The organism is Streptomyces sp. NPDC017529, assembly GCF_044329785.1.
In the GTDB taxonomy this organism is placed as follows: domain Bacteria; phylum Actinomycetota; class Actinomycetes; order Streptomycetales; family Streptomycetaceae; genus Streptomyces.
In genome coordinates this window covers 24,274-50,802 of sequence record NZ_JBIRJY010000005.1, presented here as the reverse complement: position 1 = coordinate 50,802, position 26,529 = coordinate 24,274, and the positions used below count along the sequence as shown (strand labels likewise).

The 26,529-nt window shown below is 74.3% G+C and carries 18 protein-coding genes and 1 pseudogene; 9 read left to right on the top strand and 10 right to left on the bottom strand.

Going from position 1 to position 26,529, the window contains the following annotated elements; translation table 11 throughout:
* Positions 1-41 precede the first annotated feature (41 nt).
* Entirely contained in the window at positions 42-992 is a 951-nt protein-coding gene (locus tag ACH4K4_RS13975; RefSeq protein ID WP_398167269.1) for a LysR family transcriptional regulator, read from the top strand.
* Here the strand turns inward: ACH4K4_RS13975 and ACH4K4_RS13970 are convergent.
* Genes ACH4K4_RS13970 through ACH4K4_RS13960 form a run of 3 tightly spaced genes read right to left on the bottom strand, consistent with a single transcriptional unit; the run spans position 889 to position 3,265 of the window.
* On the bottom strand, positions 889-1,953 hold the full coding sequence (locus tag ACH4K4_RS13970) for a bile acid:sodium symporter family protein (RefSeq protein ID WP_398167267.1): 1,065 nt from the start codon (positions 1,951-1,953) through the stop codon (positions 889-891). The two genes, ACH4K4_RS13975 and ACH4K4_RS13970, sit on opposite strands and share 104 nt — an antisense overlap.
* Complete coding sequence (locus tag ACH4K4_RS13965) at positions 1,946-2,386, bottom strand: hypothetical protein (protein ID WP_398167266.1); 441 nt, start codon at positions 2,384-2,386, stop codon at positions 1,946-1,948. Before ACH4K4_RS13965 ends, ACH4K4_RS13970 begins: the two co-directional genes overlap by 8 nt.
* A 15-nt stretch (positions 2,387-2,401) precedes the next feature.
* Positions 2,402-3,265 (bottom strand): oxaloacetate decarboxylase, encoded by an 864-nt coding sequence (locus ACH4K4_RS13960; RefSeq protein WP_398167264.1) that lies wholly within the window; start codon positions 3,263-3,265, stop codon positions 2,402-2,404.
* A gap of 282 nt (positions 3,266-3,547) precedes the next feature.
* Between ACH4K4_RS13960 and ACH4K4_RS13955 the strand changes: the two genes are divergently transcribed.
* Positions 3,548-7,186, top strand: coding sequence for a hydantoinase B/oxoprolinase family protein (locus tag ACH4K4_RS13955; protein ID WP_398167263.1), 3,639 nt, complete (start codon positions 3,548-3,550; stop codon positions 7,184-7,186).
* Here ACH4K4_RS13955 and ACH4K4_RS13950 read toward each other — a convergent pair.
* The 3 genes from ACH4K4_RS13950 to ACH4K4_RS13940 are packed head-to-tail and all read right to left on the bottom strand — an operon-like array spanning position 7,169 to position 9,509.
* Entirely contained in the window at positions 7,169-8,050 is an 882-nt protein-coding gene (locus ACH4K4_RS13950; RefSeq protein WP_398167261.1) for a biotin-dependent carboxyltransferase family protein, read from the bottom strand. The genes ACH4K4_RS13955 and ACH4K4_RS13950 overlap by 18 nt on opposite strands.
* Positions 8,047-8,688 carry a 5-oxoprolinase subunit PxpB gene (pxpB, locus tag ACH4K4_RS13945; RefSeq protein WP_398167996.1) on the bottom strand — a complete coding sequence of 214 codons (642 nt, stop codon included), beginning with the start codon at positions 8,686-8,688 and terminating at the stop codon, positions 8,047-8,049. The genes ACH4K4_RS13950 and pxpB overlap by 4 nt, the downstream gene beginning before the upstream one ends.
* Positions 8,689-8,732: 44 nt before the next feature.
* Complete coding sequence (locus ACH4K4_RS13940; protein WP_398167260.1) at positions 8,733-9,509, bottom strand: LamB/YcsF family protein; 777 nt, start codon at positions 9,507-9,509, stop codon at positions 8,733-8,735.
* Positions 9,510-9,761: 252 nt separating this feature from the next.
* Between ACH4K4_RS13940 and ACH4K4_RS13935 the strand changes: the two genes are divergently transcribed.
* From ACH4K4_RS13935 to ACH4K4_RS13905, 7 genes are all read left to right on the top strand, one after another.
* Positions 9,762-10,487 (top strand): GntR family transcriptional regulator, encoded by a 726-nt coding sequence (locus ACH4K4_RS13935; RefSeq protein WP_398167258.1) that lies wholly within the window; start codon positions 9,762-9,764, stop codon positions 10,485-10,487.
* A gap of 122 nt (positions 10,488-10,609) precedes the next feature.
* Positions 10,610-11,317: a DUF969 domain-containing protein gene (locus ACH4K4_RS13930; protein WP_398167256.1), complete on the top strand. Its 708-nt coding sequence runs from the start codon at positions 10,610-10,612 to the stop codon at positions 11,315-11,317.
* On the top strand, positions 11,314-12,282 hold the full coding sequence (locus ACH4K4_RS13925; protein ID WP_398167255.1) for a DUF979 domain-containing protein: 969 nt from the start codon (positions 11,314-11,316) through the stop codon (positions 12,280-12,282). Before ACH4K4_RS13930 ends, ACH4K4_RS13925 begins: the two co-directional genes overlap by 4 nt.
* Before the next feature lie 76 nt (positions 12,283-12,358).
* Positions 12,359-13,012, top strand: a complete 654-nt coding sequence (gene pcp / locus ACH4K4_RS13920) for a pyroglutamyl-peptidase I (protein ID WP_398167253.1) — start codon at positions 12,359-12,361, stop codon at positions 13,010-13,012.
* A 55-nt stretch (positions 13,013-13,067) separates the two neighbouring features.
* Positions 13,068-14,609: a hypothetical protein gene (locus tag ACH4K4_RS13915; RefSeq protein WP_398167251.1), complete on the top strand. Its 1,542-nt coding sequence runs from the start codon at positions 13,068-13,070 to the stop codon at positions 14,607-14,609.
* Between the two features lie 130 nt (positions 14,610-14,739).
* Positions 14,740-15,642, top strand: a complete 903-nt coding sequence (locus tag ACH4K4_RS13910) for a hypothetical protein (protein ID WP_398167995.1) — start codon at positions 14,740-14,742, stop codon at positions 15,640-15,642.
* An 89-nt stretch (positions 15,643-15,731) separates the two neighbouring features.
* Positions 15,732-20,486 (top strand): hypothetical protein, encoded by a 4,755-nt coding sequence (locus ACH4K4_RS13905; RefSeq protein ID WP_398167249.1) that lies wholly within the window; start codon positions 15,732-15,734, stop codon positions 20,484-20,486.
* On the opposite strand, the pseudogene ACH4K4_RS13900 reads toward ACH4K4_RS13905, so the two are convergent.
* From ACH4K4_RS13900 to ACH4K4_RS13885, 4 genes and pseudogenes are all read right to left on the bottom strand, one after another.
* Positions 20,467-21,603 (bottom strand): annotated as a pseudogene (locus ACH4K4_RS13900) (aromatic ring-hydroxylating dioxygenase subunit alpha); the annotation flags it as partial. The gene ACH4K4_RS13905 and the pseudogene ACH4K4_RS13900 sit on opposite strands and share 20 nt — an antisense overlap.
* A complete protein-coding gene (gene solA / locus ACH4K4_RS13895) occupies positions 21,600-22,796 on the bottom strand; it encodes an N-methyl-L-tryptophan oxidase (protein ID WP_398167247.1) in 1,197 nt (398 codons plus the stop codon). The pseudogene ACH4K4_RS13900 and the gene solA, both read right to left, overlap by 4 nt.
* Positions 22,797-22,841: 45 nt before the next feature.
* Positions 22,842-25,313 carry an FAD-dependent oxidoreductase gene (locus tag ACH4K4_RS13890; protein WP_398167245.1) on the bottom strand — a complete coding sequence of 824 codons (2,472 nt, stop codon included), beginning with the start codon at positions 25,311-25,313 and terminating at the stop codon, positions 22,842-22,844.
* The gene (locus ACH4K4_RS13885) at positions 25,310-26,395 is read right to left on the bottom strand and encodes an S-(hydroxymethyl)mycothiol dehydrogenase (protein WP_398167244.1); all 1,086 of its coding nucleotides are present in this window, start codon (positions 26,393-26,395) and stop codon (positions 25,310-25,312) included. Before ACH4K4_RS13885 ends, ACH4K4_RS13890 begins: the two co-directional genes overlap by 4 nt.
* Between the last annotated feature and the right edge of the window lie 134 nt (positions 26,396-26,529).

Here is a 26,529-nt window from a genome sequence, read left to right as displayed (position 1 = left end):
CACAACGACTCGTTGTGCGGGGAAGGCTAGAGTCGGCCGACGTGAATCTCGATGCCGTGCGTACCTTCGTCACCGCCGCCGACGCGGGCCGGTTCCAAGACGCCGCCGCCGAGCTGTCGGTCACCCAGCAGGCGGTCTCCAAGCGCATCGCCGGGCTGGAGCAGGACCTCGGCGTGCGGCTGTTCGCCCGTACGGCGCGTGGCGCCCGGCTCACCGTGGACGGGCAGGCGTTCCTGCCGCACGCCCGCGCCCTCCTCCAGGCCGAGGAGCGGGCCGCCGCCTCCGTGCGGCCCGGCAGCCGCGCCCTGCGCGTCGACGTGATCGGCCGGCAGCTCGCACCGGCGGGCCTGCTGCGCGACTTCCACCGCGCGCACCCGCACACCGAGCTGGACGTCGTGACGCTCTTCGACGCCGACGAGGCCATCGCCGCAGTACGGTCCGGCGCGGTCGACGCGTCCTTCCGCGCCCTCACCCAGCCCGCCCGGCAGCTCCCCGACGGCGTCGAGGCCGCCCGGGTGTTCGACGAGCCCCTCCAGCTCCTCACCGGGCCGGGCCACGCGTTCGCCAACGCCCGCGCGGTCACCCTCGGCCGGCTCGCCGGGCACCGCATCTGGATGCCCGGTGTCGTCACCGGAACCGAGTGGGGCGCGTACTACGACGACCTCGCCGAGGCGTTCGGGCTCACCATCGACACGATCGGCCCCGACTTCGGCATCGAACCCCTGCTGGACGCGATCGCCGACTCGGCGGAGCCGGCGACGCTGGTCGGCGAGCAGACCCGGCTCGTCTGGCCCGCAGGGCACGACCTGCGGCGCATCCCCCTGCACGGACCGACCCCGGTCTACCCGCACTCGCTGGTCTGGCACGCCGGCAACCCGCACCCGGCGCTCACCGCACTCCGCGCCCATCTCGGCACCGCGCGGGCCGGCGGTCCGGATTCCGGGGCGTGGGTACCGCGGTGGGCGGCCGGCGAGACCAGCGGGCCGCGATGACCGCGCAGACCATGAGCTGGAGTTGGTGGTAGAGCATCAGCGGCAGGATGACCAGGCCGGCCGAGCCGCCGAAGAGGACCGACGCCATGGGCAGGCCCGTGGCGAGGCTCTTGTTGGAGCCGCAGAAGACGATGGTGATGCGGTCCTCCTCGCCGAACCCGAGCCGCCGCGCGGCCAGTGAGGTCGTGACGAGGGCCAGGGCCAGCAGGGCCGCGGTCAGGGACAGCAGGGCGAGCAGCCGGGCCGGGGTGGCCTGGTGCCAGATCCCTTCGGTCATGCCCTTGCTGAAGGCGGTGTAGACGACGAGGAGGATGGAGGCGCGGTCCAGGAGACCGAGCGGTTTCTTGTGGCGGGTGAGGAAGGCGCCGATCCAGCGGCGCAGGAGCTGGCCGGCGGCGAAGGGCAGCAGCAGGTGGGTGGCGATGGACAGCAGACCGGCCGCCGAGAAGCCGGGCGCGGAGCCGATCAGCCAGGCCGCGAGCAGCGGGGTGGCCGCCATGCCGACCAGGCTGGAGTACGTGCCGGCACAGATCGCTGCCGGTACGTTGCCGCGGGCCGTGGAGGTCAGGGCGATGGACGACTGGACGGTCGAGGGGACGACGCACAGGAACAGGAGGCCGGTGTAGAGCCGGTCGATGAGCAGGAGCGGGGCGAGGCAGCCGGCGGCCAGGCCCAGGAGCGGGAAGAGGACGAACGTGCTCGCGCCGGTCAGCAGGTGCAGCTTCCACTGCCGTAGCCCGTGCACCGCCTCGCGGGTGGACAGCCGGGCGCCGTACAGGAGGAACAGCAGGCCGATGGCGAGGTCGGCGGCGTGGCCGGCGGCCGCGGCTCCCCGTCCGGTGGCGGGCAGCAGGGTGGCGAGCAGGACCGTGCCGAGGAGGGCGGCGACGTAGGGGTCGGCCGCCCGCCTCAGCCGGTACGGCCGGCTCGCCGGCCGGGAGCCCGGCGCCGTGTCACTCATCGTCGCCGGTCTGCCAGGGCGGGTGTCCGACCCGGGACGGATCGGCCCCGGGACCGTTGGCGTCCCGCGTGTGGACGTCGATGGCGCCGCCGCCCCCGTCGTGGTCGCTGCCCGCCGTACCCTTGCCGCCGAGCAGGGTGTTGAGCGTGCGGTCGACCTCCAGCCAGGAGTCCGCCCCGGAGTTGTCGACCACGAGCAGGCCGACGGACGTGCCCGCGCGGGGCGGTGGTGGCGGCTCCGGCTCGTCGTCGGGGGTCTCGCACGGCGGGGTCGGAGGCGGCGGTACGGGTGGCGCGGCCTGCGCGGCGCCGCCGCCCCACAGGACGCCCACGAAGGCCGCGAGGGCCACGGAGACGGCGGAGGCGCGCGCGGACCGGGACCGCTTGCGGTCCCGGAACCGCCCGGCGCCGCCCCGGAAGGGGTTCGGTGCCATCAAGACAGCCTCACCTCACACCGAGGCCGGTTCGCGCGGTGTGCGGTGCCTGCTGATGTTCCTCTCCAGCAGTTCGGTGGCTGCTTTCAGCTCGATGCTCCCGGTCTGGCCGGTGTCCGGCAGGCGGCCGTCGGCCGTTTTGAGGTCGACCAGCGCGCCTTCGATCGCGCCGTGCGCGGCGAACAGGCACGGGGTGCTGTAGATCGCCACGTCCACGCCGAGCTCGGTGAGTTCGGTCAGGGACAGGCGGGGGGATTTGCCGCCCGCGATCTGGTTGAACAGCAGGGGCTTGCCGCCCACCACGGTGCGGATCCGCTCGATCCACTCCACGCTGCGCACCCCGTCGACGAGGACGACGTCCGCGTCCGTCTCGGCGAGCGCCGCCGCCCGCCGTACGATCTCGGCCTCCTCCGTGGCGTCCGTACGCGCCACCACGACCAGGTCCTTCCTGCTGCTGAGGACCAGGTTCAGCTTGTCGAGGTACTCCTCCAGGGGGAGGATCAGCTTGCCGTCCGCGTGTCCGCACCGGCGTGGTCTTTTCTGGTCCTCCAGGATCACGCCGGAGGCCCCGGCCCGCTCCAGGCGCTGGACGACGTGGCAGGCGACCTCCGGGTCCACGTAGCCGTCGTCGATGTCGACGAGCAGATGCTGTTCGGGGAAGGCCAGGCGCAGTCGTTCCACGAATTGCACCATGTCGGGCCAGGCGATGAATCCGATGTCGGGAAGGCCGTAATGGGACGCGGCGAACCCGTAGCCGGAGACGAACATTCCGTTGTAGTGCTGTGCCGCGATGGAAGCCGAATACATGTCGTAGATACCGATGAGCGGAGTGGTACGAGGCGACCGGACCGCCTCGCGCAGGGCGCTGCCGTACTGCATGCTTCTCCCGCCTCCCGGGCCCGCCGGTCGCGGGCCCCCTTGGGATGTCGTGGATCCGACGGTCCCAGGAAACCAAGAGCTAGTAAAAGGGTTCCGGGAATCAACACTCGTTTGATGAAGAGCCGCAGGTCGGAGGGGTAATTCGGAAAGAAGGAACAAATGATGGGCAGATCGGGAAGTTACGTTTCTTCGATGAGTAAAGGGCGCGCCAAGGGGGCGTAAAGTCGATGAGCTGACATGCGCCCGCCGACGAGCGGCCGGGTCCGCTGCCACAATGGCGGCATGACGGGACGGTGGGAGTTCTGGATCGACCGGGGCGGCACGTTCACGGACGTGGTCGGCCGGCGGCCCGACGGGCGGCTGGTCACCGGCAAGCTGCTGTCGCACCGCCCCGGGTGCCGCGAGGACGCCGCCGTAGCCGGGATCCGGGCGATGCTCGGGCTCGCGCCCGGCGAACCGGTGCCCGCCGAACGGATCGCCGTCGTCAAGATGGGCACGACCGTGGCGACCAACGCCCTGCTGGAGCGCAAGGGCGAACCGACCGTGCTGGTCACCACCGAGGGGTTCCGGGACGCGCTGCGCATCGCGTACCAGAACCGGCCGCGGATCTTCGACCGGCGGATCGTGCTGCCCGAGGCGCTGTACGAGCGCGTGATCGAGGTGCCCGAGCGGGTGGACGCGCGGGGCGCGGTCGTGCGGCCCCTTCAGGCGGACGCGGTGCGGGCGGAGCTGGCGCGGGCGTACGAGGACGGGCTGCGCAGCGCGGCGGTCGTGCTGCTGCACGGCTACCGCCACGCCGCGCACGAGAAGGCGGTGGCCGCCCTGGCGAAGGAGGCGGGCTTCGCGCAGGTCAGCTGTTCGCACGAGGTCAGTCCGCTGATGAAGCTGGTGCCGCGCGGCGACACCACGGTCGTGGACGCGTACCTCTCGCCGATCCTCGGCCGGTACGTCGACGAGGTGGCGGCCCGACTGCCGGGCGTACGGCTGATGTTCATGCAGTCCAACGGCGGGCTGCGGGAGGCCGCGCACTTCCGCGGCAAGGACGCGGTGCTCTCGGGACCGGCGGGCGGCGTCGTCGGGATGGCCCGCTCCTCGGCCGAGGCGGGCGACGGCTACGACCGGGTGATCGGCTTCGACATGGGCGGCACCTCCACGGACGTGTCGCACTACGCGGGCTCCTTCGAGCGGAACTTCGGCAGCGAGGTCGCGGGCGTGCGGATGCGGGCGCCCATGATGAACATCCACACCGTCGCGGCAGGCGGCGGATCGATTCTGCACTTCGATGGGCGGCGCTACCGCGTCGGCCCCGACTCGGCCGGCGCCGTCCCGGGCCCCGCCTGCTACCGGCGCGGCGGCCCGCTGACCGTCACGGACGCCAACGTGATGCTGGGCCGCGTCCAGCCGGCGCACTTCCCCGCGGTGTTCGGGCCCGACGGCGACCAGCCGCTGGACGACGCGACGGTACGGGAGCGTTTCGTCCGGCTGGCCGAGGAGGCGGCCGAGGCCACCGGCGACCGGCGCGGTCCCGAGGAGGTGGCGGCCGGGTTCCTGGACATCGCCGTGCTCAACATGGCCAACGCCGTCAAGAAGATCTCCGTCCAGCGCGGTTACGACGTCACGCGCTACGCGCTCACCAGCTTCGGCGGCGCGGGCGGTCAGCACGCCTGCGCGGTCGCCGACGCGCTGGGCATCGGCACGGTCGTCGTACCGCCGCTGGCCGGTGTGCTGTCCGCGTACGGCATCGGGGTCGCCGACGCGACGGCCATGCGCGAACAGGCCGTCGAGGTGGAGATCGACCCGGAGTCGGACGCGACCGACCTCGCCGAGGTGCACGGCGTCTGTGACCGGCTGGCCGGCCGAACCCGCCGTGAACTGCTCGACGACGGCGTTCCCGAAGGGAGCGTCAGCACCCGGGCGCGCGTGATGCTGCGCTACGCCGGAACGGACTCCGCCATCGCCGTGGCGCTGGACACGCCGCGCGCGATGGCCGCGGAATTCGTCGAGGCGCACCGCGCGCGCTACGCCTTCACGATGGACAAGCCGCTGATCGCCGAGGCGGTCTCGGTCGAGGCGGTCGGCGCCGCGGGCGGCACGGCCGGGCACGAGGTGCCCGCGGGGGAGCGGGCGGGCGAGCTGAAGCCGGTCGCGGCGGTGCGGATGTTCGCGCAGGGGCGCTGGCAGGACACCGACCTGTACGCACGGGGCGACCTGCGCCCCGGCGATCTCCTCACCGGGCCGGCGATCATCGCCGAGGACGACGCGACGACGGTCCTGGACCCGGGCTGGCAGGCGCGCGCGGGGGAGCGCGGCCATCTGCTGCTGACCCGGGCGCGGCCCAGGGCGGGCGGGGCCGCGGTCGGCACGGACGCCGACCCGGTCATGCTGGAGGTCTTCAACAGCCTCTTCATGGCCATCGCCGAGCAGATGGGCGTCCGCCTGGAGAACACCGCCCACTCGGTCAACATCAAGGAGCGGCTGGACTTTTCCTGTGCCCTCTTCGATCACGAGGGCAACCTCATCGCCAACGCCCCGCACATTCCCGTGCACCTGGGGTCGATGGGGGAGTCCATCAAGGAAGTCCTGAAGCGGCGGCGCGGCGCGGGCGACATGCGCCCCGGCGACGTGTACGCGATCAACGACCCGTACCACGGCGGTACGCACCTGCCCGACGTCACCGTCGTCACCCCCGTCTTCGACGACACCGGCGAGGCACTGCTGTTCCTGGTGGCCTCGCGCGGCCACCACGCCGAGATCGGCGGCATCACCCCGGGCTCGATGCCCGCCTTCAGCCGCACCATCCAGGAAGAGGGCATCCTCTTCGACAACTGGCTGCTGGTGCGGGACGGCAGGCTGCGCGAGGACGAGACGCGCAGGCTGCTCGCCGCCGGGCCGTACCCCTCGCGGGCCCCGGACGCCAACATCGCGGACCTGCGGGCCCAGATCGCCGCCAACGAGAAGGGCATCCGCGAACTGCGCAAGATGATCGGGCAGTTCGGCCTGGACGTGGTGCGCGCCTACATGGGACACGTCCAGGACAACGCGGAAGAATCGGTACGCCGGATCATCGCGCACCTGGAGGACGGCTCGTACCGCTACGAGACCGACAGCGGCGCGGTGATCCAGGTCGCGCTGACCGTGGACCGCGCCGCACGCGGCGCGGTGCTGGACTTCGCCGGGACCTCGCCACAGCTGCCGGGCAACGCCAACGCGCCGACCTCGGTGGTGATGGCGGCGGTGCTCTACGTCTTCCGCACGCTCGTCGCCGAGGACATCCCGCTCAACAGCGGCTGCCTGAAGCCGGTCGAGGTGCGTGTCCCGCCGGGCTCGATGCTCGCGCCCGAGTTCCCCGCGGCCACGGTCGCGGGCAACGTGGAGACCTCGCAGGCCGTCACCGGCGCGCTCTACGCCGCGCTCGGCGTGCAGGCCGAGGGCTCGGGCACGATGAACAACCTCACCTTCGGCAACGATCGCGTGCAGTACTACGAGACGGTCGCCAGCGGCTCGGGCGCGGGCGACGGCTTCGACGGCGCGGACGCCGTGCAGACCCACATGACCAACTCGCGGCTGACCGACCCCGAGGTGCTGGAATGGCGCTATCCCGTACGGGTGGAGAGCTTCGCCGTACGGGAGGGCAGCGGCGGCGACGGCCGCTGGCGGGGCGGCCGGGGCGCCGAACGCCGGTTGCGCTTCCTGGAACCGGTGACCGTGGCCCTGCTCACCGGGCACCGCCGGGTGCCGCCGTACGGCATGGCGGGCGGCGAGCCGGGGGCGACCGGCGCCAACCTGATCCGGCGCGCCGACGGTACGGAAGAGGCGCTCGAAGGGTGCGACGCGGCGGAGATCGGCGCGGGCGACGTGCTGGTGATCCGGACGCCGGGGGGCGGGGGGTACGGGACGCCCGGCTCAGCCGGCGGAGCGTGACCGCCGGGGAGCGAAGCGGACCGGAGTCCCCGGGGCCGCCTGGGCCGCAGCGGCGAGGAACCGTTCCGGGACGACGCCGACGACCGGGTAGCCGCCCGTCGTCGGATGGTCGTTGAGGAACAGCACCGGCAGGCCGTCCGGCGGTACCTGGAGCGCGCCCAGCGGCATGCCCTCGCTGGGCAGTTCCCCGTCCTGGCGCCGCTCCAGGGCCGGGCCCTCCGTGCGCAGGCCGATGCGGTTGCTCGCCGAGGACACCCGGAAGCGGCCGGTGGCCAGGGTGCGCAGGCCCGCCTCGGTGAACCAGTCGTCGCGCGGCCCGAGAACGCACGGCAGCACCAGCTCGGCGGCCGGCAGCCCCGCGCGCGGCACGGCGTCCACGGCGGCGGGCGGGCCGTGCGGGGTGCCGAGCGGCAGGACGGTGCCGTCGGACAGCGGCGCGGGCCCGAGACCGGACAGCAGGTCGGCGGCGCGGCTGCCGAGCACCGGCTCCGCGTCGACGCCGCCGGCGAAGGCGAGGTAGGAGCGGAGCCCGGCGGTGGCGGGCCCGGCGTCCAGTACGGAGCCCGCCGGTACGCGCACCGGCGCGCCCCAGGGGGCGGGGCGGCCGTCGACCGTGACCGGGCAGGGCGCGCCGGTCACCGCGGCCACGGTGGCGGTCCGGACCCGTACGGCACAGCCGGTCAGGGTCGTCTCCAGGGCCGCGGCGCCCTCCGGGTTGCCCACGAGCCGGTTGGCGAGGCGGTGGGCCGGTTCGTCCAGGGCGCCCGCGCGCGGCACACCCAGGTGGGCGTGGCCGGCGCGGCCCAGGTCCTGGACGGTGGTCAGGGCCCCGGCTCGTACGGTGCAGAAGGCGCGGTCGGTCATCGGGCTTCCTGGGTGTCGGTCGAAACCGGTATGAAGCGGACGCGTGTGCCGGGGGAGAACAGTGCCGCCGGTTCGCGGTCCGGGTCCCACAGGGTGACGTCGCTGGTGCCGATGAGCTGCCAGCCGCCCGGCGACGAACGCGGGTAGACGCCGGTGTACGGCCCCGCCAGGGCGACCGAGCCGACCGGGACCTTGGTGCGCGGCGTGGCCCGGCGCGGTACGTGGTGCCGCTCCGGGAGCCCCGTCAGGTAGCCGAAGCCGGGCGCGAACCCGCAGAAGGCCACGTGGAATTCGGTACCGGAGTGGATGCGGACGACGTCTTCGGGCGTGGTGTCCCACAGGGCCGCCACGTCCGCGAGGTCCGGGCCGTCGTAGCGCACCGGGATCTCGACGGCGGGCCGGTCGTCCGCGGCGACCGGCGGGACGTCCCAGCCGGGCAGTTCGGCGGCCAGCCGCCCCGGGTCGGCCAGGCCGTCGAGCAGGACCGTACGGGCGGCCGGCACGATCTCGCGGACCGCGGGGAGGGTGCCGGCGGCGGCGCGGCGCAGCAGTTCGGCGTGGAACGCCCCGACGGCCGCGGCGTCTTCCAGTTCGACGAGCAGTCCGTGGTCGCCGACCGGAAGGGGGCGCAGGGGCAGCCGGGACCGGCCGGCCGGGGGGCGGCCGCCGCGGGGCGCCGTGCTCACGCGAAGCTGCCGATGCGTACGCCGGCCGCGGTCAGCTCGTCGCGCACCCGCCGGGCGAGGTCCGCGGCGCCGGGGGTGTCGCCGTGCAGGCACAGCGAGCGCGCTTCGATCCGTACGGTGCTGCCGTCGACGGCGGTGACGATGCCTTCGGTGGCCATGCCCAGGGCGCGCTTGACGACCTGGTCAGGGTCGTGGATGACGGCGCCCGGCTCGCGGCGGGAGACCAGCGTGCCCTCGGGGGTGTAGGCGCGGTCGGCGAACGCCTCGCCGACGACGGGCAGGCCGACCCGGCGGGCCGCCTCGTGCAGCCGGGAGCCGGGCAGGCCGAGGATGGGCAGCGGGGTGCCGGCGGTCCGTACGCCCTCCAGGACGGCGGCGGACTGTGCCTCGTCGTGGACGCAGCGGTTGTAGAGCGCGCCGTGCGGTTTGACGTAGCCGACCCGGGTCCCGGCGGCGCGGGCGAAGACCTCCAGCGCGCCGATCTGGTACGCGATCTCGTCGGCCAGTTCGCGTGGCGGTACGTCCATGGCCCGGCGCCCGAAGCCCGCGAGGTCGCGGTAGGAGACCTGGGCGCCGATGACGACCCCGCGTTCGGCGGCCAGCTCGCAGACCCGGCGCATGGTGCTCGGGTCGCCGGCGTGGAAGCCGCAGGCCACGTTGGCGCTGGTGACGACGGACAGCAGGGCCTCGTCGTCGGTGAGCTGCCAGCGTCCGAAGCCTTCCCCGAGGTCGGCGTTGAGGTCGACGAGGGGGGCGGTCACCGGGTCGCTCATGTAAGTCGTACGTCCGTTCCGGGAGTGGCCGCGCGGCTGGCGCACGGGCGGCGGGTCACTGGCTGCGGGACCGGTCGGCCCGTATCCGTAGTGGCTCTCCCCCTGAGGGCACTCGGGCCGACCGGTGATGGGGCCAACGTAGGCGATCGTTCAACGATCCGACAAGAGGTGTGTTGTCTCGTTCTGCCATCTGGGATTGACTGCCGTCCACGGCACACGGGATGCACGCACGGGGCGGAAGCGGGGACGGCGATGGCGGGCGGAGTGACACGAGGCGATCGGCACCGGCTGGCCGAGGTCTCGGAGCTGGCGGGCGACCGGGTGCTGCTGGGGCGCTCCAGCACCGCTGAGCGGGTCGCCGACATTCTGCGGGACCGCATCACCGAGGGCTACTTCCCGCCCGGCGCGCGGCTGTCCGAGGAGAGCATCGGCGGGGCCCTGGGGGTCTCGCGCAACACCCTCCGGGAGGCGTTCCGCCTGCTCACGCACGAACGCCTGCTGGTGCACCAGCTCAACCGCGGGGTTTTCGTGCGCATCGTGACGGTGGCGGACCTGGACGACATCTACCGGGTCCGTACGCTCGTGGAGTGCGCCGCCGTCCGGAGCCTGGGCGAGCCGCCGCACCCGGTGGGGGCGATGGAGGCCGCCGTGGTGGCCGGCGAGACGGCTTTCGCCGAGCGCGCCTGGCGCGACATGGGCACCGCCAACCTCCGCTTCCACCAGGCGGTGGCCGGCATGGCGGGCAGCCCGCGCACCGACGAACTGATGCGCGGGGTGCTCGCGGAACTGCGCCTGGTCTTCCACGTGATGGACGATCCGCGGCGCTTCCACGCGCCGTACCTGACCCGCAACCGGCAGATACTCGAAGCGCTGCAGGCCGGGGAAGCGGCCGAGGCGGAGCGGCTGCTGGAGGCCTACCTGGAGGACTCGCGGGCGCAGCTTTCGGGGGCGTACGCCCAGCGCATTTCGGCGCAATAGGGCACGCGCGGCGGATTGCGGTTCGCTCCCGCCGACCCCTTGTCTGATCGTTGAACAATCGCCTAGCCTCCTCGCATCCTCCTCACGGTCCGCGTGGGGTCCCGTATGCGGAAGGCGGACCCATGATCGTGCTTCTCGGCGTGCTCGTGGTCGTGGTCGGCTTCGCCACCAAACGCAATGCCCTGCTGGTCGTGGGCGTTGCGGGCATCGTCACCGGCCTGCTCGGCGGCCTGTCGCCGCAGGAGGTCCTGGCGGCCTTCGGCTCCGGCTTCGCGAGCAGCCGGGCGGTGACGATCTTCGCGATCACTCTCCCGGTGATCGGCCTCCTGGAGCGCTACGGCCTCCAGGAGCAGGCCCGGCGCCTGATCGCCCGCTTCGCCAAGCTGACCACCGGCCGCTTCCTCGCCCTGTACCTGGGCATGCGGCAGATCGGCGCGGCCGTCGGCCTGACGCACGTCTTCGGGCACGCGCAGACCGTCCGCCCGCTGGCCGTGCCGATGGCCGAGGGCGCCGCCGAGCGCAAGCACGGGCGGCTGACCGGGAAGTCGCGGGAGAAGGTCCGCTCGTTCTCCGCCAGCGCCGACAACGTGGGGCTGTTCTTCGGCGAGGACGTCTTCCTCGCCGTCGGCTCGATCCTGCTGATCACCAGCTTCGTCAACACCACGTACAACACCCACCTGGAGCCGCTCCACCTGGCGCTGTGGGCCATCCCGTCCGCGCTGTGCGCCTTCGCCGTGCACGGCTGGCGGCTGCTGCGCCTGGACCGGTACCTGGAACGCGAGCTGGTCGCCGCCAACATCGAGCCCGTCGCCCAGGGAGCAGCCAAGTGATCAAGGCAGAGTGGTTCTACTGGCTCGTCGGCCTGAGCTTCCTGGTGATGGCCTCCCAGATGCTCACCGACCGCAGCAACCCCAAGCGGCTGGGCACCACCGCCTTCTGGGGCCTGCTCGGCGCCGGGTTCGTCTACAGCAGCTGGGTGGTCGAGAAGAAGGCGCCGGCCGAACCGCTGGGCGCGGCCGTCCTGGCCATGGTCGTCCTGGCCGGCTTCGGGTTCACCGGGCGCGGTACGCCGCGCACCACCACCCCCGAACAGCGCGAGGCCAGCGCCCTGAAGCTGGGCAACAAGCTGTTCGTGCCCGCGCTGGCCATCCCGGCCGTCGCCCTGGTGTGCGCCGTCGGCGTCAAGAAGCTCTCCATCGGTGGCGAACCGGTCCTCCAGGAGGGCAGCGAAACCATCCTGGGGCTCGGCATCGGCGCCGTCGTCGCCCTCGTCGTCGGCATGGTCATGCTGCGCGAGAAGCGGATATCGGTCCCCGTGCAGGCCGGGCGCTCCATGCTGGAGGCGATGGGCTGGGCGATGCTGCTGCCGCAGCTGCTCGCCACCCTGGGCACCATCTTCCAGCTCTCCGGCGTCGGCACCCAGGTCGGCAAGCTGGCCACCTCGGTCCTGCCGGAGGACTCCCTGTACGTCGCGGTGGTCGTCTACTGCGCCGGCATGGCCCTGTTCACCGTGATCATGGGCAACGCGTTCGCCGCCTTCCCCGTGATGACCGCGGCCGTCGGCTGGCCGGTGCTCATCGAGCACTTCCACGGCGACGCGCCCGCCGTCCTGGCCATCGGCATGCTCGCCGGGTTCTGCGGCACGCTGGTGACCCCGATGGCGGCCAACTTCAACATCGTCCCGGCGGCGCTGCTGGAGCTGAAGGACCAGTACGGCCCGATCAAGGCCCAACTGCCCACCGCCGGCGTGCTGCTCGGCTGCAACATCGTGGTCATGGCCCTGTTCGCCTTCTGACCACCCCACCACCGCACGACACGAACCGCACACGGACCGGGGGGCACCGCGCGGCTCACGAACCACAGGGAACGCCATGACGCGGACGACACGCATCCTGCTCACCGGATTCGAGCCCTTCGACGGCGAGAGCTCCAACCCCTCCTGGGAGGCGGTGCGGGAGGCCGCCGCCGCGCCGCCCGCCGGGCTGGAGATGACCGCCGTCGAACTGCCCTGCGTCTACGGGCGCTCGCGCACCGTGCTGCGCGAGGCCGTCGCCGCACACGACCCCGACGTCGTCCTGTGCGTCGGACAGGCGGGCGGCCGCCCGGACCTGACCGTGGAACGCGTCGCCGTCAACATCGACGACGCCCGCATCCCCGACGTCGCGGGCGCCCAGCCCATCGACGAGACCATCGTGCCCGGCGGCCCCGCCGCTTACTTCGCCGCGCTGCCCGTCAAGGCGTGCGTGGCCGCCGTACGCGAGGCCGGGGTGCCCGCCTCCGTCTCCAACACCGCGGGCACCTTCGTCTGCAACCACGTCTTCTACGACCTGATGCACCTGATCGCCACCGAGCGGCCCGCGCTGCGCGGCGGCTTCGTGCACGTGCCGTACGCTCCGCATCAGGTCGCCGGCCGGTCGCTGCCCTCACTCGCGGTGAGCGCCGTCGCCGAGGGACTGCGTGTGATCGCCGCCACCGCCGCACGTACAAATACGGACATCAAGGCCGTGGGAGGCGCCACTCACTGACCTCGGCCCCGTGCCGTTTCGTCCGTTGTCAGTGCGAGCGCCTACGCTGTGCGACGTGACTTTTCCTGCCCCGGGGACCGCTGCGTCCCAGCTCAACGGGCCGGCCCGCCCCGAAGGGCCGGCCAGGCCCGCGCCGGGCCCGGCCGCCGACGAGGGCCTGGCCCGCCGGCTGCGCGCCCTCGCGTGCACCGCGCCGCTGCACGACCTCGACGTGCGCAAGGCCAACCTCGCCGGCGAGTACGGGGTGTACGCGATGGCGGAGGTGGCGCTCGCCGCCATCGACCTCGTCACCCTCAACATGGACTTCGACACCGGCGCCGACCACGAGCAGATAGTGGCCAGGCTGCTGCCGCGGATCGCCGCGCAGACGCCCCGGCGCCCCGCCGCCGAGCACGAGCGCGTCGCCCGCTGGGTGCTGGAGAACCTGATCAACGTCGGCAGCGTCGACCGCGGCTTCCGCGCCGTGTACGGCACGTTCGGCCCCGAGGGCGAGTACGTCCGCCGCGACTACGACTTCAAGCTCATCGAGGAGGTCCCGGGCCCCGGCGGCGGTGTCTACCTCCGTACGACCGACGAAGCCGTCAACGTCCTGGTCGGCGCGCTGGACACGGACGTGACGAGCGCCCAGATCGCCGCCGAGGTCAAGCTGGAGGTGCTCATCAGCCGCGGCCGGCTGGCGGACGCCCAGCTCGCCGCCGAGCAGGCCCGCTACCGCACCGTGCAGTACGCCGAGACGCTGCGCCGCACCCTCGACGCCACCCGCCGCAACGTCCGCGCGGTGGACTGGCTGCGCGCCGTCCCCGACATGATCGCCGAAGCCCTCGACCACGTCGCCGAGCGCTACCGCCACGAGAACGCGATCCTCACCAACATCCGCAAGGCCCGCGACGAGACCGAGGACCAGGAGCACAAGCGGCGCGCCGCCGAGCTGGTCGACATCGTCAAGGACTGCATCCGCCGGCACACCCAGCTCCAGTCCCGGCTGCTGGAGGCCGGCCCGCTCTTCCGCGCGGAGCAGGACCGCCAGGCGTTCGCGCCGCCCGCCGCCCGCTCCGGCCTCGACCTGTACGGCCAGCTGGTCGCCCCGGTCCTGCCGCTCCCCGTGGAGCAGGCCACCCGGGTCACCGACGCCTTCTTCGCGCGCGGCACCGGATTCCGTACGCAGACCTCCGTACGGATCGGCGACCTCGTCGGCCTGCTGCTCACGCCGCCCGTGGAGCGCGAGCACCTCGGCGCCGAGATGCCCGAGCCGGACCTGATCGCCACCCCGGACGACAGCCGCTTCTCCGAGGAGCAGCTCGAAGCCGCCCAGGCCCTGCTCGACCTGCCCGCCGACGCGCCCCGCCGGCTGTCCGGCCTGCTCGCCGAGGCGCGCCGCACCGACCCGGAACTGCCGTACCTGGTCGCCCTGCTGGCGGTGCACGCCGCCAGCCCGCCGGTCGGCACCGCCTACCGCCAGGGCGAGCAGCAGCTGCTCTTCGCCGTCGACGACGGCACCGTGCTCGACGACCCGGAGTTCGGTGGCGCCGACCTCATCGTCGGCAAGGCCCTGCTGGACGCGGCGGGCATGGCGGCGGACCGCTCGGAGGTGGCGTGATGCCGGCCGGGCCCGGCGCGCGCAGGACGCCGTCAGCGGGACGGCACAAGGAAGTTCGCATGGAGGTACGGGCGTGAGTGAGTACGGAACCGGCGCCGAAGGCGGCGCCGAAGACCCGGCGCAGGGAGACCTGACCGCCGCGGCGGAGCAGCCGGCCTGGTCCGCGCCTGGCCCCGGCCCCGGCACGGCCGCGCCCGCGGGCCCCGCGCCCGTGACGCCCGCCGACGCGGCGGACGCCGCGCGGCTCGTCTCCTTCGGGCTCCAGCCCAAGCTGCTGCCCGCCCGCGACGCCGAGTACGGCGAACTGCTGCGCCGCTACCGTGACGAGCCCGCGTTCGCGCGGCTGGCCGACGCCGTCGCCACCGGGCTCGGCCTGGTCGTCCTGGAGGTGTCGCCGCGCGCCGGCATGGCGGTCACCGCCGACGAGGACTCCGTCTTCGCCGTACGGATGGGCGACTACGCCCGCCGCGCCGCCGCCGACTCCGCCGACCGCTTCCTGCACGGCCTGGCCCACCTCGCCGTCGCCGCCATGGCCTTCCCCCGCCCCGAGGACCTCGCCGACGACGGCTACATCGGCCGCATCACCGTCAACGGCGTGGACGCCTTCGTCCGGCAGGCGTGCCGCCGCCTGGAGGAGCGCGCCGAGGAGCAGGGCGAGAACACCGACCCGGCCACCGACGCGCCCGGCCTCGAAGCCGCCTGGCGGACCTACGCGCGGCGCAGCGCGACCGGCGCCACCAAGGACGCGCGGCGGCTGGCCGGTTCGACCACCGGCATCATCGCCAAGGCCGTCGCCTTCCTCGTCGACTCCGGCTTCCTCCAGCGCACCGGCGACGACGCGGGAGGCGCGTACCGCACCACCGCCCGCTACCAGCTCCAGGTGCGCGACATGGCGGGCAGCGCCGCCATGGCCGAGCTGCTGGAGCTGGGCGTCGTCCCCGTCGGCGACGGCAGCGCCACCCTGCTGCCCGCCGAGGACACCGACGACCTGGAGCTGGTCTCCGACGCCGGCCTGCCCTTCCACTCGCCCTGACCCACCGGGCCCGGCCGCCGCCCGGCCCCCGCCCCGCCGTCCGCCGGTCCACCGACCACCGTCCGCTCACACAACGAGAGTCCGCCGCCATGTACGAGCTGTCCCGGGTCCGCCTCTACTCCATCGGGCCCGCCGGTGCGCGCTACGCCGACACCGTGCTGGACCTGCGGGGAGTCGGCGCGCCGGTGCCCGACCCGGCGCCGGCGCAGGCGGACTTCTTCGAGGAGGAGCCGGTCGGCCCGCCGCGCCGGCCCGCCCCCGCAGGCGTCCTCTTCCTGGAGAACGGCGGCGGCAAGTCCGTCCTGCTCAAGCTGATCTTCTCGGTGATGCTGCCGGGCCACCGCAACACCCTCGGCGGCGCCAGCTCCGGCGTGCTGCGCAAGTTCCTGCTCGCCGACGACTGCGGCCACGTCGCCCTGGAGTGGCAGCACACCCTCACCGGCGAGTCCATCGTGGTCGGCAAGGTCAGCGAGTGGCGCGGCCGGCAGGTCTCCAACGACCCGCGCAAGTTCGCCGAGGCGTGGTACAGCTTCCGGCCGGGGCCCGGCATGAGCCTGGACTCGCTGCCGGTGGCCGAGGCCACGGTCGTACGGCCGCGCGGCGAGGGCGGCGAGGGTGCCTCGGGTGCGCAGGGCCGCCGCCGGACGATGAAGGGCTTCCGCGACGTCCTCGTCGAGGCCGGGAAGAACTACCCGAACCTGGACGTCTCCTGGGTGGAGATCCACGAGCGGTGGAACGAGCACCTCGGCGAACTGGGCCTGGACCCCGAACTGTTCCGCTACCAGCGGGAGATGAACGCCGACGAGGGCGAGGCCGCCGGCCTCTTCGCGGTCAAGAACGACTCCGACTTCACCGACCTGCTGCTGCGCGCGGTCACCGACACCCGCGACACCGACGGGCTCGCCGACCTCGTGCACGGCTTCGCGCACAAGCTGGGCCGCCGCGCCGAGCTGACCGCCGAGCGCGACTTCACCGCCGGTTCGCTGGACCTCCTGTCGCGCATCGCGGAGGCGGCCGAGCAGCGCGAGACCGCCCGTGACGTGCACGCCGGCGCCGAACGCCGGACCCGTACGCTCGCCCGGCGGCTGCACGCCCGCGGCACCGAGGAGCGCGGCCGCGCCGCCGAGTTCGCCGAGCAGGTCGCCACCGCCGCGCACGCGGTCACCGACGCCGAGCGGGTGCGCGAGCGCCGCGCGCTGGTCTCCGCCGAGATCGCCTACCGGCACGCGTCGCTGGCGCTCGCCGCCGCCGAGAAGGGCGCCGCCGCCCAGCGCCGCGAGCTGAACGACGCCCGTACGCTGCACTCCGCCTGGCAGGCCGCCGAGACCGTGCTGCGCCACCGCGCCGCCACCGACCGCGCCACCCGCGTCGCCGCCGCCATCCGCGAGGCCGAGCGGGACGCCGCGCCCGCGCTCGCCGCCCGTACCAAGGCCGCCACCGAGCTGGTGCGCGCCCTTGAGGCCGCCGCCGACGTCAGCGAGGGCATCGCCAACGAGCAGGAGGAGCGCTCCGCCGCCCTCCAGGACACCAGCGACACCGCGCACCGCGACGCCACCGCCGCCGCGACCCACGCCCAGCGCGCCCGCAGCGAGGCCGAACACCTCAAGCAGCGGCTGGCCGAGGTCGAGCAGGAGACCGCCGAGGCGGTACGGGCCGGCTGGCTCGACGACTCCGCGCCGGACGCCGACCCGGCCCGCGCCGCGCTCGCCGCCTCCGACGCCGAGAAGTCCACGGTCGAGGGCTGGGATGCCGCCCGCGAGGCCGCCACCCGCTCCGCCGACCGGGCCCGGGAGGCCGCCACCCGGCTCGCCGCCGCCGAACTGGCCGCGGCCCGCGCCGAGGACGCCGCCCAGGCCGCGGAACGCGCGTACGACGCGGAGCGGCAGGCCGCCGAGTCGATCGGCGCCGAACAGCGCCTCGCCGACCTGCTCGGGCTGCCGCAGACAGCGCCCAAGGCGGGCGTGCCCGGACCGCGTACGGGGCAGCCCGACGCGGACGCGCCGGAGAGCGACGGCCCGCGCCGCGCCCGCCGCCCCGCCTCCGAAGGCCCCCTGAGCGCCGAGGAACTGGACCGCAACGCCGACGACCTGCAAGAACTCCTCGACGAGAGCGTCGCCTCCGCCGAGCGCCAGCTCTTCGACCTGCGCACCGCCGCCGCCGACGACGCCCGCATCCTCGGCGCGCTGGGCGACGGCGGCCTGCTGCCGCCAGGCCCCGACGTGCTCGCCGCCGTCGAATACCTGGGCGAACACGGCGTGCCCGCGCTGCCCGGCTGGCGCTATCTCGCCCAGTCCGTCGACCCGGCCGACCACACCCGCGTGCTGGCCGCCCGCCCCGAGCTGGTCGACGGCGTCATCATCACCGACCCGGAGACCCACGCCCGCGCCCGCGAGGTGCTCGCGCAGGCCGCGCTGCTGCCGCGCTCCACCGTCGCCGTGGGCACCGCGGCGGCCCTGCTCGCGCCCACCCCCGCGCCGGACGCCCAGGACAGCGGCGTCTTCCTCGTCCCGCCGAACCCGGCCATGCACGACGAGTCCGCCGCCGACGAGGAGCGCCAGGCGCTGCGGGCCCGCGCCATAGAGCGCGACGAGGAGATCCGCGAGCTGGCGGCCCGGCTCGCCGGCGACCGGGCGCTGGCCGCCCGCCTGTCCTCCTGGCGTACCGGCTGCCCGCCCGGCCGCCTCGCCGAACTGGCCACCACCGCCGAAGCGGCCCGTACGGCCGCCGACGCCGCCGCCGGAGAGCTGGCCGAGCTCCGCACGGTACGGGCCGAGGCCGACGAGGAGGCCGCCGAGACCGCGCGGGTGCGCGACCAGCGGCAGGAGGCCGCGCAGCGCGCCCGCCGGGTCGCCGACGCCCTCGCCGGGCTCGCCCACCGGCTGCGCGAACGCGCCTCCTGGCAGGCCAGGCTGCGTGAACTGGCCGACGAATCGGCCGAGTTGGAGGCGCGCGCCGAGGAGTGCGTGGACCGGGCGCGGGCCGCCGACGAGGACCGCCGCACCGCCCAGCGCGCCGCCGACGACGCCCGCCGCACCGCGCACGCGCTGCGCGCCGAACGCGCCGAGATCGCCGGCGTGCCGGACGACGTCGGCGAGGACGGCACCGAGCCCGCCACCGCCTCGCTGCCCTCCCTGCGCGAGGCCTACCGCGCCGCCTCCCAGCTGTACGAGAAGGTGGGCGTCGGCGCCGACCTGCGCGCCGAACAGGCCCGCGCCGAGGGCGACGAGAGCGCCGCGCTCGCCGAGCTGAACCGGCTCACCAACAAGGTCCGCACCCGCGCCGAACAACTGCTGGACAGCCCGGACGCCGCCGACGGCCCGTCCCGGCAGGCCGCGGCGGCCCGCGCCGAGGCCCTGGTCTCCCGCCTGGAGGCACGCGCCTCGGCCGCCAGCGAGCAGCTCGGCCGGCTGCGCGGCGAGGCCGAACGGCTCGCGCCGGCCGACGGCGAGGCACACACCGAGCTGCCCGAGGACATGATCCCCGCCGACGCGGAGCGCGCGAAGGACCTGCTGCGCACCGCGAACGCCGAACTGACCACCGCCGACGACGCGCTGGAATCCGCCCGCGCCACCCACACCGAGCTGCTGCGCGCCCACCGTGCCGCCGAGGACGCCGCCGCCGGCTTCGACGAGACCGCCGCCATGCTGCGCGACCTGCTGCGCGACACCCAGGAGGACGAGGGCGAGCGCCCCGAGCCGTACGCGGGCCGCGTGGAGGACGCACGGCAGGCGGCGGCCGAGTCCCGCCGCTCGCTGCGCGGTTGCGCGAGCGACCTGTCGGCGGCCGAGGCGGCGGTGCGCGAGGCGAGCGACGTGCTGGTACGGCACGCCAACTCCACCAAGTACGAGCAGGTCCGCACGCCCGCCCGGCAGCAGATCCGCGAACTGCCCGCCGCCGCGCTGCCCGAGCACGCCGCCAAGTGGGCCGACGCCTTCGCGCCCCGGCTGCGGGTGCTCACCGACGAACTGGCGCAGCTGGAGCGCAACCGCGACAGCATCGTGGACCGGCTGCGCGGCCTGGTCGAGTCGTCGCTGACCACGCTGCGCTCGGCCCAGCGGCTGTCCCGGCTCCCCGAGGGGCTGGGGGAATGGTCGGGCCAGGAGTTCCTGCGCATCCGCTTCGACGACCCGGACCAGGCCACGCTGACCGAGCGGCTGGGCGAGGTCATCGACGAGGCGACGCGTTCGGCGGTCAAGAAGAACAGCGACCTGCGGCGGGACGGCATGTCCCTGCTGCTGCGCGGGGTCGGCGCGGCGCTCCAGCCGCGCGGCGTGGCCGTGGAGATCCTCAAGCCGGACGCGGTGCTGCGCGCCGAGCGCGTCCCGGTCGGGCAGATGGGCGACGTGTTCTCCGGCGGCCAGCTGCTGACCGCGGCCATCGCCCTGTACTGCACGATGGCCGCGCTGCGCAGCAACGACCGCGGCCGCGACAAGCAGCGGCACGCCGGCACGCTGTTCCTGGACAACCCCATCGGGCGCGCCAACGCGACGTACCTGCTGGAGCTCCAGCGCGCCGTCGCCGATGCGCTCGGCGTCCAGCTCCTCTACACCACCGGCCTCTTCGACACCACGGCGCTCGCCGAGTTCCCGCTCGTCATCCGCCTGCGCAACGACGCGGACCTGCGGGCAGGACTGAAGTACATCAGCGTGGAGGAGCATCTGCGGCCCGGCCTGCCGCAGCAGGACTCCGGTCCCGAGGCGGTGCACGGACAGATCACGGCGACGCGGATGTACCGGCGTCCCGAGGACGAGCAGCCGCAGGCCCGGCCTGAGCCTGAGCCTGAAAGGTCTCAGCTGCCCCAGGCGCCTCAGGAGCACCCGGAGCCCCCGGCAGCAGCCGGGTGACCCACCGGTGGAAGTCGCCGATGTGGTGCTCGCTGGGGACGAGCACCCCGCCGGCCCGGTAGGCCCGCGAGTCCATCGCGGGCTGGGTCCGCTCGCAGGCCGCGAAGTCCTGCGCGTTGACCCGGTGGAAGAGCTCCACCGACCGGGTCAGGTCGGCCCCCGAGGCGACGACCTCCGGCGCGTACAGCCAGTCGCACTCCACGACCGTGCGGTCCGCGGCCGCCGGGAACATCCGGTGCACGATGACGTGGTCGGGCACGAGGTTGAGGAAGACCTGCGGGCGGACGGTGATGGCGTAGTAGCGGCGGTCCTGGCCCTCGTCGATGCCCGCGATGCGGGCGAAGCCGCCGCTGCCGTCGACCGTGAACCCCTCGGCCTCGTCCGCGAACGCCGCGCCGTGCCCCACGTAGTACTGCGCGGCGAAGCCGTCCGCGAACTCCGGTAGCACGTCGGTGAGTTCGGGGTGGATGGTGGCGCAGTGGTAGCACTCCATGAAGTTCTCGACGATCAGCTTCCAGTTGGCGCGCACGTCGTAGCCGATGCGCCGCCCGAGGGCCAGTCCATCCACCGCGTACCGTTCGATCGCGTCCGCGCCGCCCAGCCGTTCGCTGACCGCGCCGATCACCGTCTCCTCGAAGGAGGGCGGTGCGTCGGCCAGGCACACCCACACGTACCCCAGCCACTCGCGCAGCCCGACCGGCAGCAGCCCGCGCTCGGCCCGGTCCACGTCCGGCATCCGCCGCAGGTTGGGCGCGGCCACCAGCCGCCCGTCCAGGTCGTACGTCCAGGCGTGGTAGGGGCACTGGAGGTTGCGGCGGATCTCGCCCGACTCCTCGGTGCACAGCCGGGCGCCCCGGTGGCGGCAGACGTTGAGGTAGGCGCCGAAGCCGCCGCGCCGGTCGCGGACGACCAGCACGTTCTCCCGGCCGACCTGGACCGTACGGAACGCGCCCGGCCGCGGCAGGTCGGCGGCGCGTACCGCGCAGAACCAGAGCGACTCGAAGACGTACTGCTGTTCCTGGCGGAAGACGGCGGGGTCGGTATAGAGGGAGCCGGGGAGGGTGCTGGTGAGGCTGGTACCCGTGGTGGTTCCGGGGCTCTCGGGGGCGAGGGTCATCGGACGCCTCCTGAGGCGGACGGGGCAGGTGAGGTGGCGGTGGCCGTGCGCAGGCGCTCGGGTGCGAACAGCCCGACGGGGTGCGCGGTCCGCCCGGTCAGCGCCAGGTCGGCGAGAATCTCGCCGACCACCGGCACGAACTTGAAGCCGTGGCCGGAGAAGCCGCAGGCCACCGTGACGGCGTCGGTGTGCGCAGGGTGCCGCGCGATGACGAAGTGCTCGTCGGGGGTGTTGGTGTACATGCAGGTGACGGACTTCAGGTGACGGCCGGGCAGGGACGGCAGCAGCCGGGCCGTCTGCCCGGCCATGTCCCGTACCTCGTCCTCGCGCACGCTCCGGTCAACGGTCTCCGGCGTGCAGCCGGTGCCCCGGCGGAAGAACGCCACCTTCGCGCCGTGCCCCGGGCCGTCGATGGCGGGGAAGCCGTAGATCTGTACGCCGTCCGCGTCCTCCCAGATGTAGACGGGATGCCGCTCCGGGACGTACGGGCCGGTGCCTCCCTCGGGCTCGAACCAGTGCATGACCTGGCGCTCGACGCCGAACGCCACCCCGAGGCCCGGCAGCAGCCCCGGAGCCCAGGCGCCGGGGCAGACGACCAACTGCCCGGCGGTGTAAGCAGCTTCATGAGTGCGCACCCGCACGCCGCGACCGCCCGGCAGCGCTTCCCACCGGGTGACCGGCTCCTGGAAGCGGAGGTCCGCGCCGCCCCGCGCGGCCAGCTGGAGCTGTGCGGCGACGGTGTTCTCCGGGCGTACGAATCCGGCGCGTGCCTCGTAGAGCGCGACCTCGTCGGCCGCGGGGGCGAGCGTCGGGAAGCGGCGCCGGATCTCCCGCGCGCCGAGCATCTCGTGCGGCAGGTCCCAGGTACGGGCGGAGAGCAGCGACCCGGCGACGGTACGGCTCTCCGGCCGCCCCAGCATCACCCCGCCGCACAGCGTGGCGATCCGCCGCCCGGTGGAACGTTCCAGCTCCTCGTACAGCTCGTAGGCGCGCAGCAGCAGGGGCACATACGCCGGGTCCTCGAAGTACGACTGGCGGGTGATGCGCGAACCGCCGTGACTGGAGCCGTGGCTGTGCACCGCGCCGAACTTCTCCAGCCCCAGCACGCGCGCCCCGCGCGCGGCCAGGTGGTGGGCCGCGGCGCTGCCCATGCCGCCGAGGCCGATCACGATCACGTCATGGGTGGGGGACAAGCGGACCTCCCGGGTCGGCGGCGGACACTCGGCGGGCTGCTGCGGCTATCTGCGCAGGTGTTCCCTGGCGGGGTCGAACAGCGGCTCGGCGGCGACCGTCGCCGCGGCCTTCTCCCCGAAGTACTCGATGTGCACGGCCGTCCCGGGCACGGCGGCCCGCGCCGGCAGCCACGCGTACGCGACCGTCCGCCCGACGGTGTATCCGTACGCCGCGCTGGTCACGTAGCCCGCGGGCGCGCCGTCCACGTACACCGGTTCCCTGCCCATCACGATCGCCGCCGGGTCGTCGAGCGTCAGGCACGCCAGCCTGCGCCGCGCGCCGTCCGGCGACCGCCCCGACAGGGCCGCGCGTCCCACGAAGTCGCCCTTGTCCATCCGGACGGCCCAGCCCAGACCCGCTTCGTACGGGTCGTGCTCGGTGGTCATGTCCTGCCCCCAGGCGCGGTAGCCCTTCTCCAGACGGAGGCTGTCGAAGGCGCCGCGCCCGGCCGCGACCACGCCGAGGCGCTGCCCGGCCGCCCACAGCGTGTCCCACAGGCGCAGGCCCAGGTCCGCGCTCGTGTACAGCTCCCAGCCCAGCTCGCCGACGTACGACAGCCGCAGCGCGGTCACCGGCACCTCGCCGACGAACGCCCGCTTCGCCGTGAAGTAGCCGAACGCGCGGTGCCCGAAGTCGTCGTGGGTCAGCGGCTGGACGAGGTCGCGGGCGCGCGGGCCCCAGACGCCGACGCAGCAGGTGCCGGGCGTGAGGTCGCGGACTCGCACGTCCGCGGGCGCGTGCCGGGTCAGCCAGTCCAGGTCCGGGCCGCTGTTGACGCCGACCTGGAAGCGGTCGGCCGCCAGCCGGGCCACGGTCAGGTCGCTGCGGATGCCGCCCGCGTGGTCCAGCAGCAGCGTGTACGTCACGGAGCCGGGCCTCTTCGCGAGCTGGTTGGTGGTCATGTACTGGAGGAAGGCCGGCGCGCCGGGGCCGCTGATCTCCAGGCGCCTGAGCGGCGACATGTCGTAGAGCGCGACCCGCTCCCGGGTGGCGCGGGCCTCCGCGGCGGCCACCGGCGACCAGTGCCGGGCCGACCAGGCGTCCCGCTCCGGCAGCGCGATGCCGTCCGCCAGCGGGGCGTTGGCCTCGTACCACTGCGGGCGCTCCCAGCCGGCGCCTTCGAGGAAGTACGCGCCCAGCTCGCGCTGCCGCTCGTACCAGGGGCTGACCCGCAGCGGGCGCGGGCGGCGCGGCGGCTGGAGCGGGTGGACGACGTCGTACACCTCGGCGAACTGCCGGCGGGCGTGCTCGGCGACGTAGGCGGGGGAGCGCTGGGCGCCCTCGAACCGGCTGATCTCGCACTCGTGCACGTCGGTGGTGGGGCGGCCTTCGACGAGCCATTCGGCCAGCGCCTTGGCGACGCCCGCGGAGTGGGTCACCCACACCGCCTCGGCCAGCCAGAACCCGCGCAGTTCGGGCGCCTCGCCGAGCAGCGGCATGCCGTCGGGGGTGAAGGAGAAGACGCCGTTGAAGCCGTCCTCGACCGTCGAGCCGGCCAGGGCGGGCAGCAGCCGGCGGCTGTCGTCCCAGCTCGGGGCGAAGTCGTCGGGCGTGAAGGGCAGGGAGGAGGGCATCACGGGCGCGTCGTCGAAGGCGGGCACGGCGTACGGGTCCACGGGCAGCGGGCGGTGCGCGTACGAGCCGATGCCGATCCGCCCCGTGCCGGACGCTTCGGCGCCCTCTTCGACGTGCTCACGGAAGTACAGGTCGCGCTCCTGGAAGCGCAGGACGGGCCGCCGGCCGTCCGGCCCCGCGAGCACGGACGTCTTCACGTACTGGTGGGCCAGCGGCAGCAGCGGTACGCACACGCCCGCCATCGCGCCGATCACCGGGCCCCAGAAGCCCGCCGCCGAGACCACCACGTCCGCGGGGAAGGTGCCCCGGTCGGTGACGACGGCCGTCACCCGGCCCGCGTCCTGCTCGATCCCGGTGACGGTGTGCCGCTCCAGGAAGCGGGCGCCCCGGCTCCGCGCGCGCCGAGTCTGGGCGCGGGCGGCGGGCAGCGCCCTCGCCAGCCCGTCGCCGGGCGTGTGGAAGCCGCCCAGCACCCTGGTGGCGTCCAGCATCGGCCACAGCCCGGCGCACCGCCGGGCGTCGGCCAACTCGCCGGCGATGCCCCAGGAGGCGGCGAGCCCGGCCTTGCGGTGCAGTTCGGCCCACTGCTCCTCGGTGGTGGCGATCTCCAGCCCGCCGACGGCGTCGAAGCACGGCCGTCCGTCCTCGGTGAGCGCGGTGAACTTCTCGACCGTGTACGCGGCGAAGTCGCTCATGGTCTTGGAGGTGTTGGTGCGGAAGACCAGTCCGGGCGCGTGCGAGGTGGAGCCGCCGGGGGCGTGCAGCGGGCCCTGCTCCAGGACGGTGACGTCGCGCGCGCCGCGTGCGGTCAGCTCGTCGGCGAGGCTGCAGCCGACGATGCCCGCGCCGATGATCACGATGCGGGGCGGCACCGGGCCGCCCGTACCGGCCCGCGCGTTCACAGGACCACCACCGAACGCAGCACCTCACCGCGCCGCATCCGCGCGAAGGCCGCCTCCACGTCCGCCAGGCCCACGGTCTCCGAGACGAACGCACCCAGGTCCAGCTTGCCGCTCAGGTGCAGGTCGATCAGGACCGGGAAGTCCCGGCTGGGCAGGCAGTCCCCGTACCAGGAGGACTTCAGGGACCCGCCGCGCGCGAACACGTCGAGCAGCGGCAGCTCGATCCGCATGTCCGGTCCGGGCACGCCGACCAGGACCAGGGTGCCCGCCAGGTCCCGCATGGAGAAGCCCTGCCGGTACGTCTCCGGGCGGCCCACCGCGTCGATCACGACGTCGGCGCCGCGCCCGCCGGTCAGGGCGCGCACCGCCTCGACCGGGTCGGTGCCCCGGGAGTCGACGGTGTCGGTGGCGCCGAAGCGCTCGGCGGCGTCCAGCTTGCCGCCGTCGATGTCGACGGCGATGACGCGGCGCGCCCCGGCCCTCGACGCCCCGGCGATGGCGGCGTTGCCGACGGCGCCGCAGCCGATGACCGCCACGGTGTCGCCGCTGCCCACGCCCCCCGTGTGCACGGCGGCCCCGTACCCGGCCATCACCCCGCAGCCGATCAGCCCCGCCGCCTCGGGCCGGGCCGCCGGGTCGGCCTGCACCGCCTGCCCGGCCGCGATCAAGGTCTTCTCGGCGAAGGCGCCGATGCCGAGCGCCGGGGTCAGGGCCGTGCCGTCCAGCAGCGTCATCGGCTGGTCGGCGGTGCGGGAGTCGAAGCAGTACCAGGGGCGGCCGCGGCGGCAGGAACGGCACCGGCCGCACGGCGCCCGCCAGGCGAGCACCACGTAGTCGCCCGGCGCGAGGCCGGTGACGCCGGGGCCGGCGGCCTCGACGACGCCCGCCGCCTCGTGGCCGAGCAGGTAGGGGAAGCCGTCGCCGACCGCGCCCTCGCGGTAGTGCAGATCGGTGTGGCACACCCCGCACGCCTGCACGCCGACGAGGACTTCTCCCGGCCCGGGGTCGGGGACGAGGATCGGCAGCACCTCGACGGGCGCGCCCTTCTTGGCGGCGACGACGGCGCGGGCTTCGTGCGGCATGACTCACTCCTAAACAGCGCCTGCGGGGGCAGGGGCGGGTGCGTGGAGCTGGCACGGATGCCGTTATGGGGGATGGCGGGGCACCGGGGCCCGCGAGGACGCGGGCGGCCGCGTGGACCGGTCGGGGAACCGGG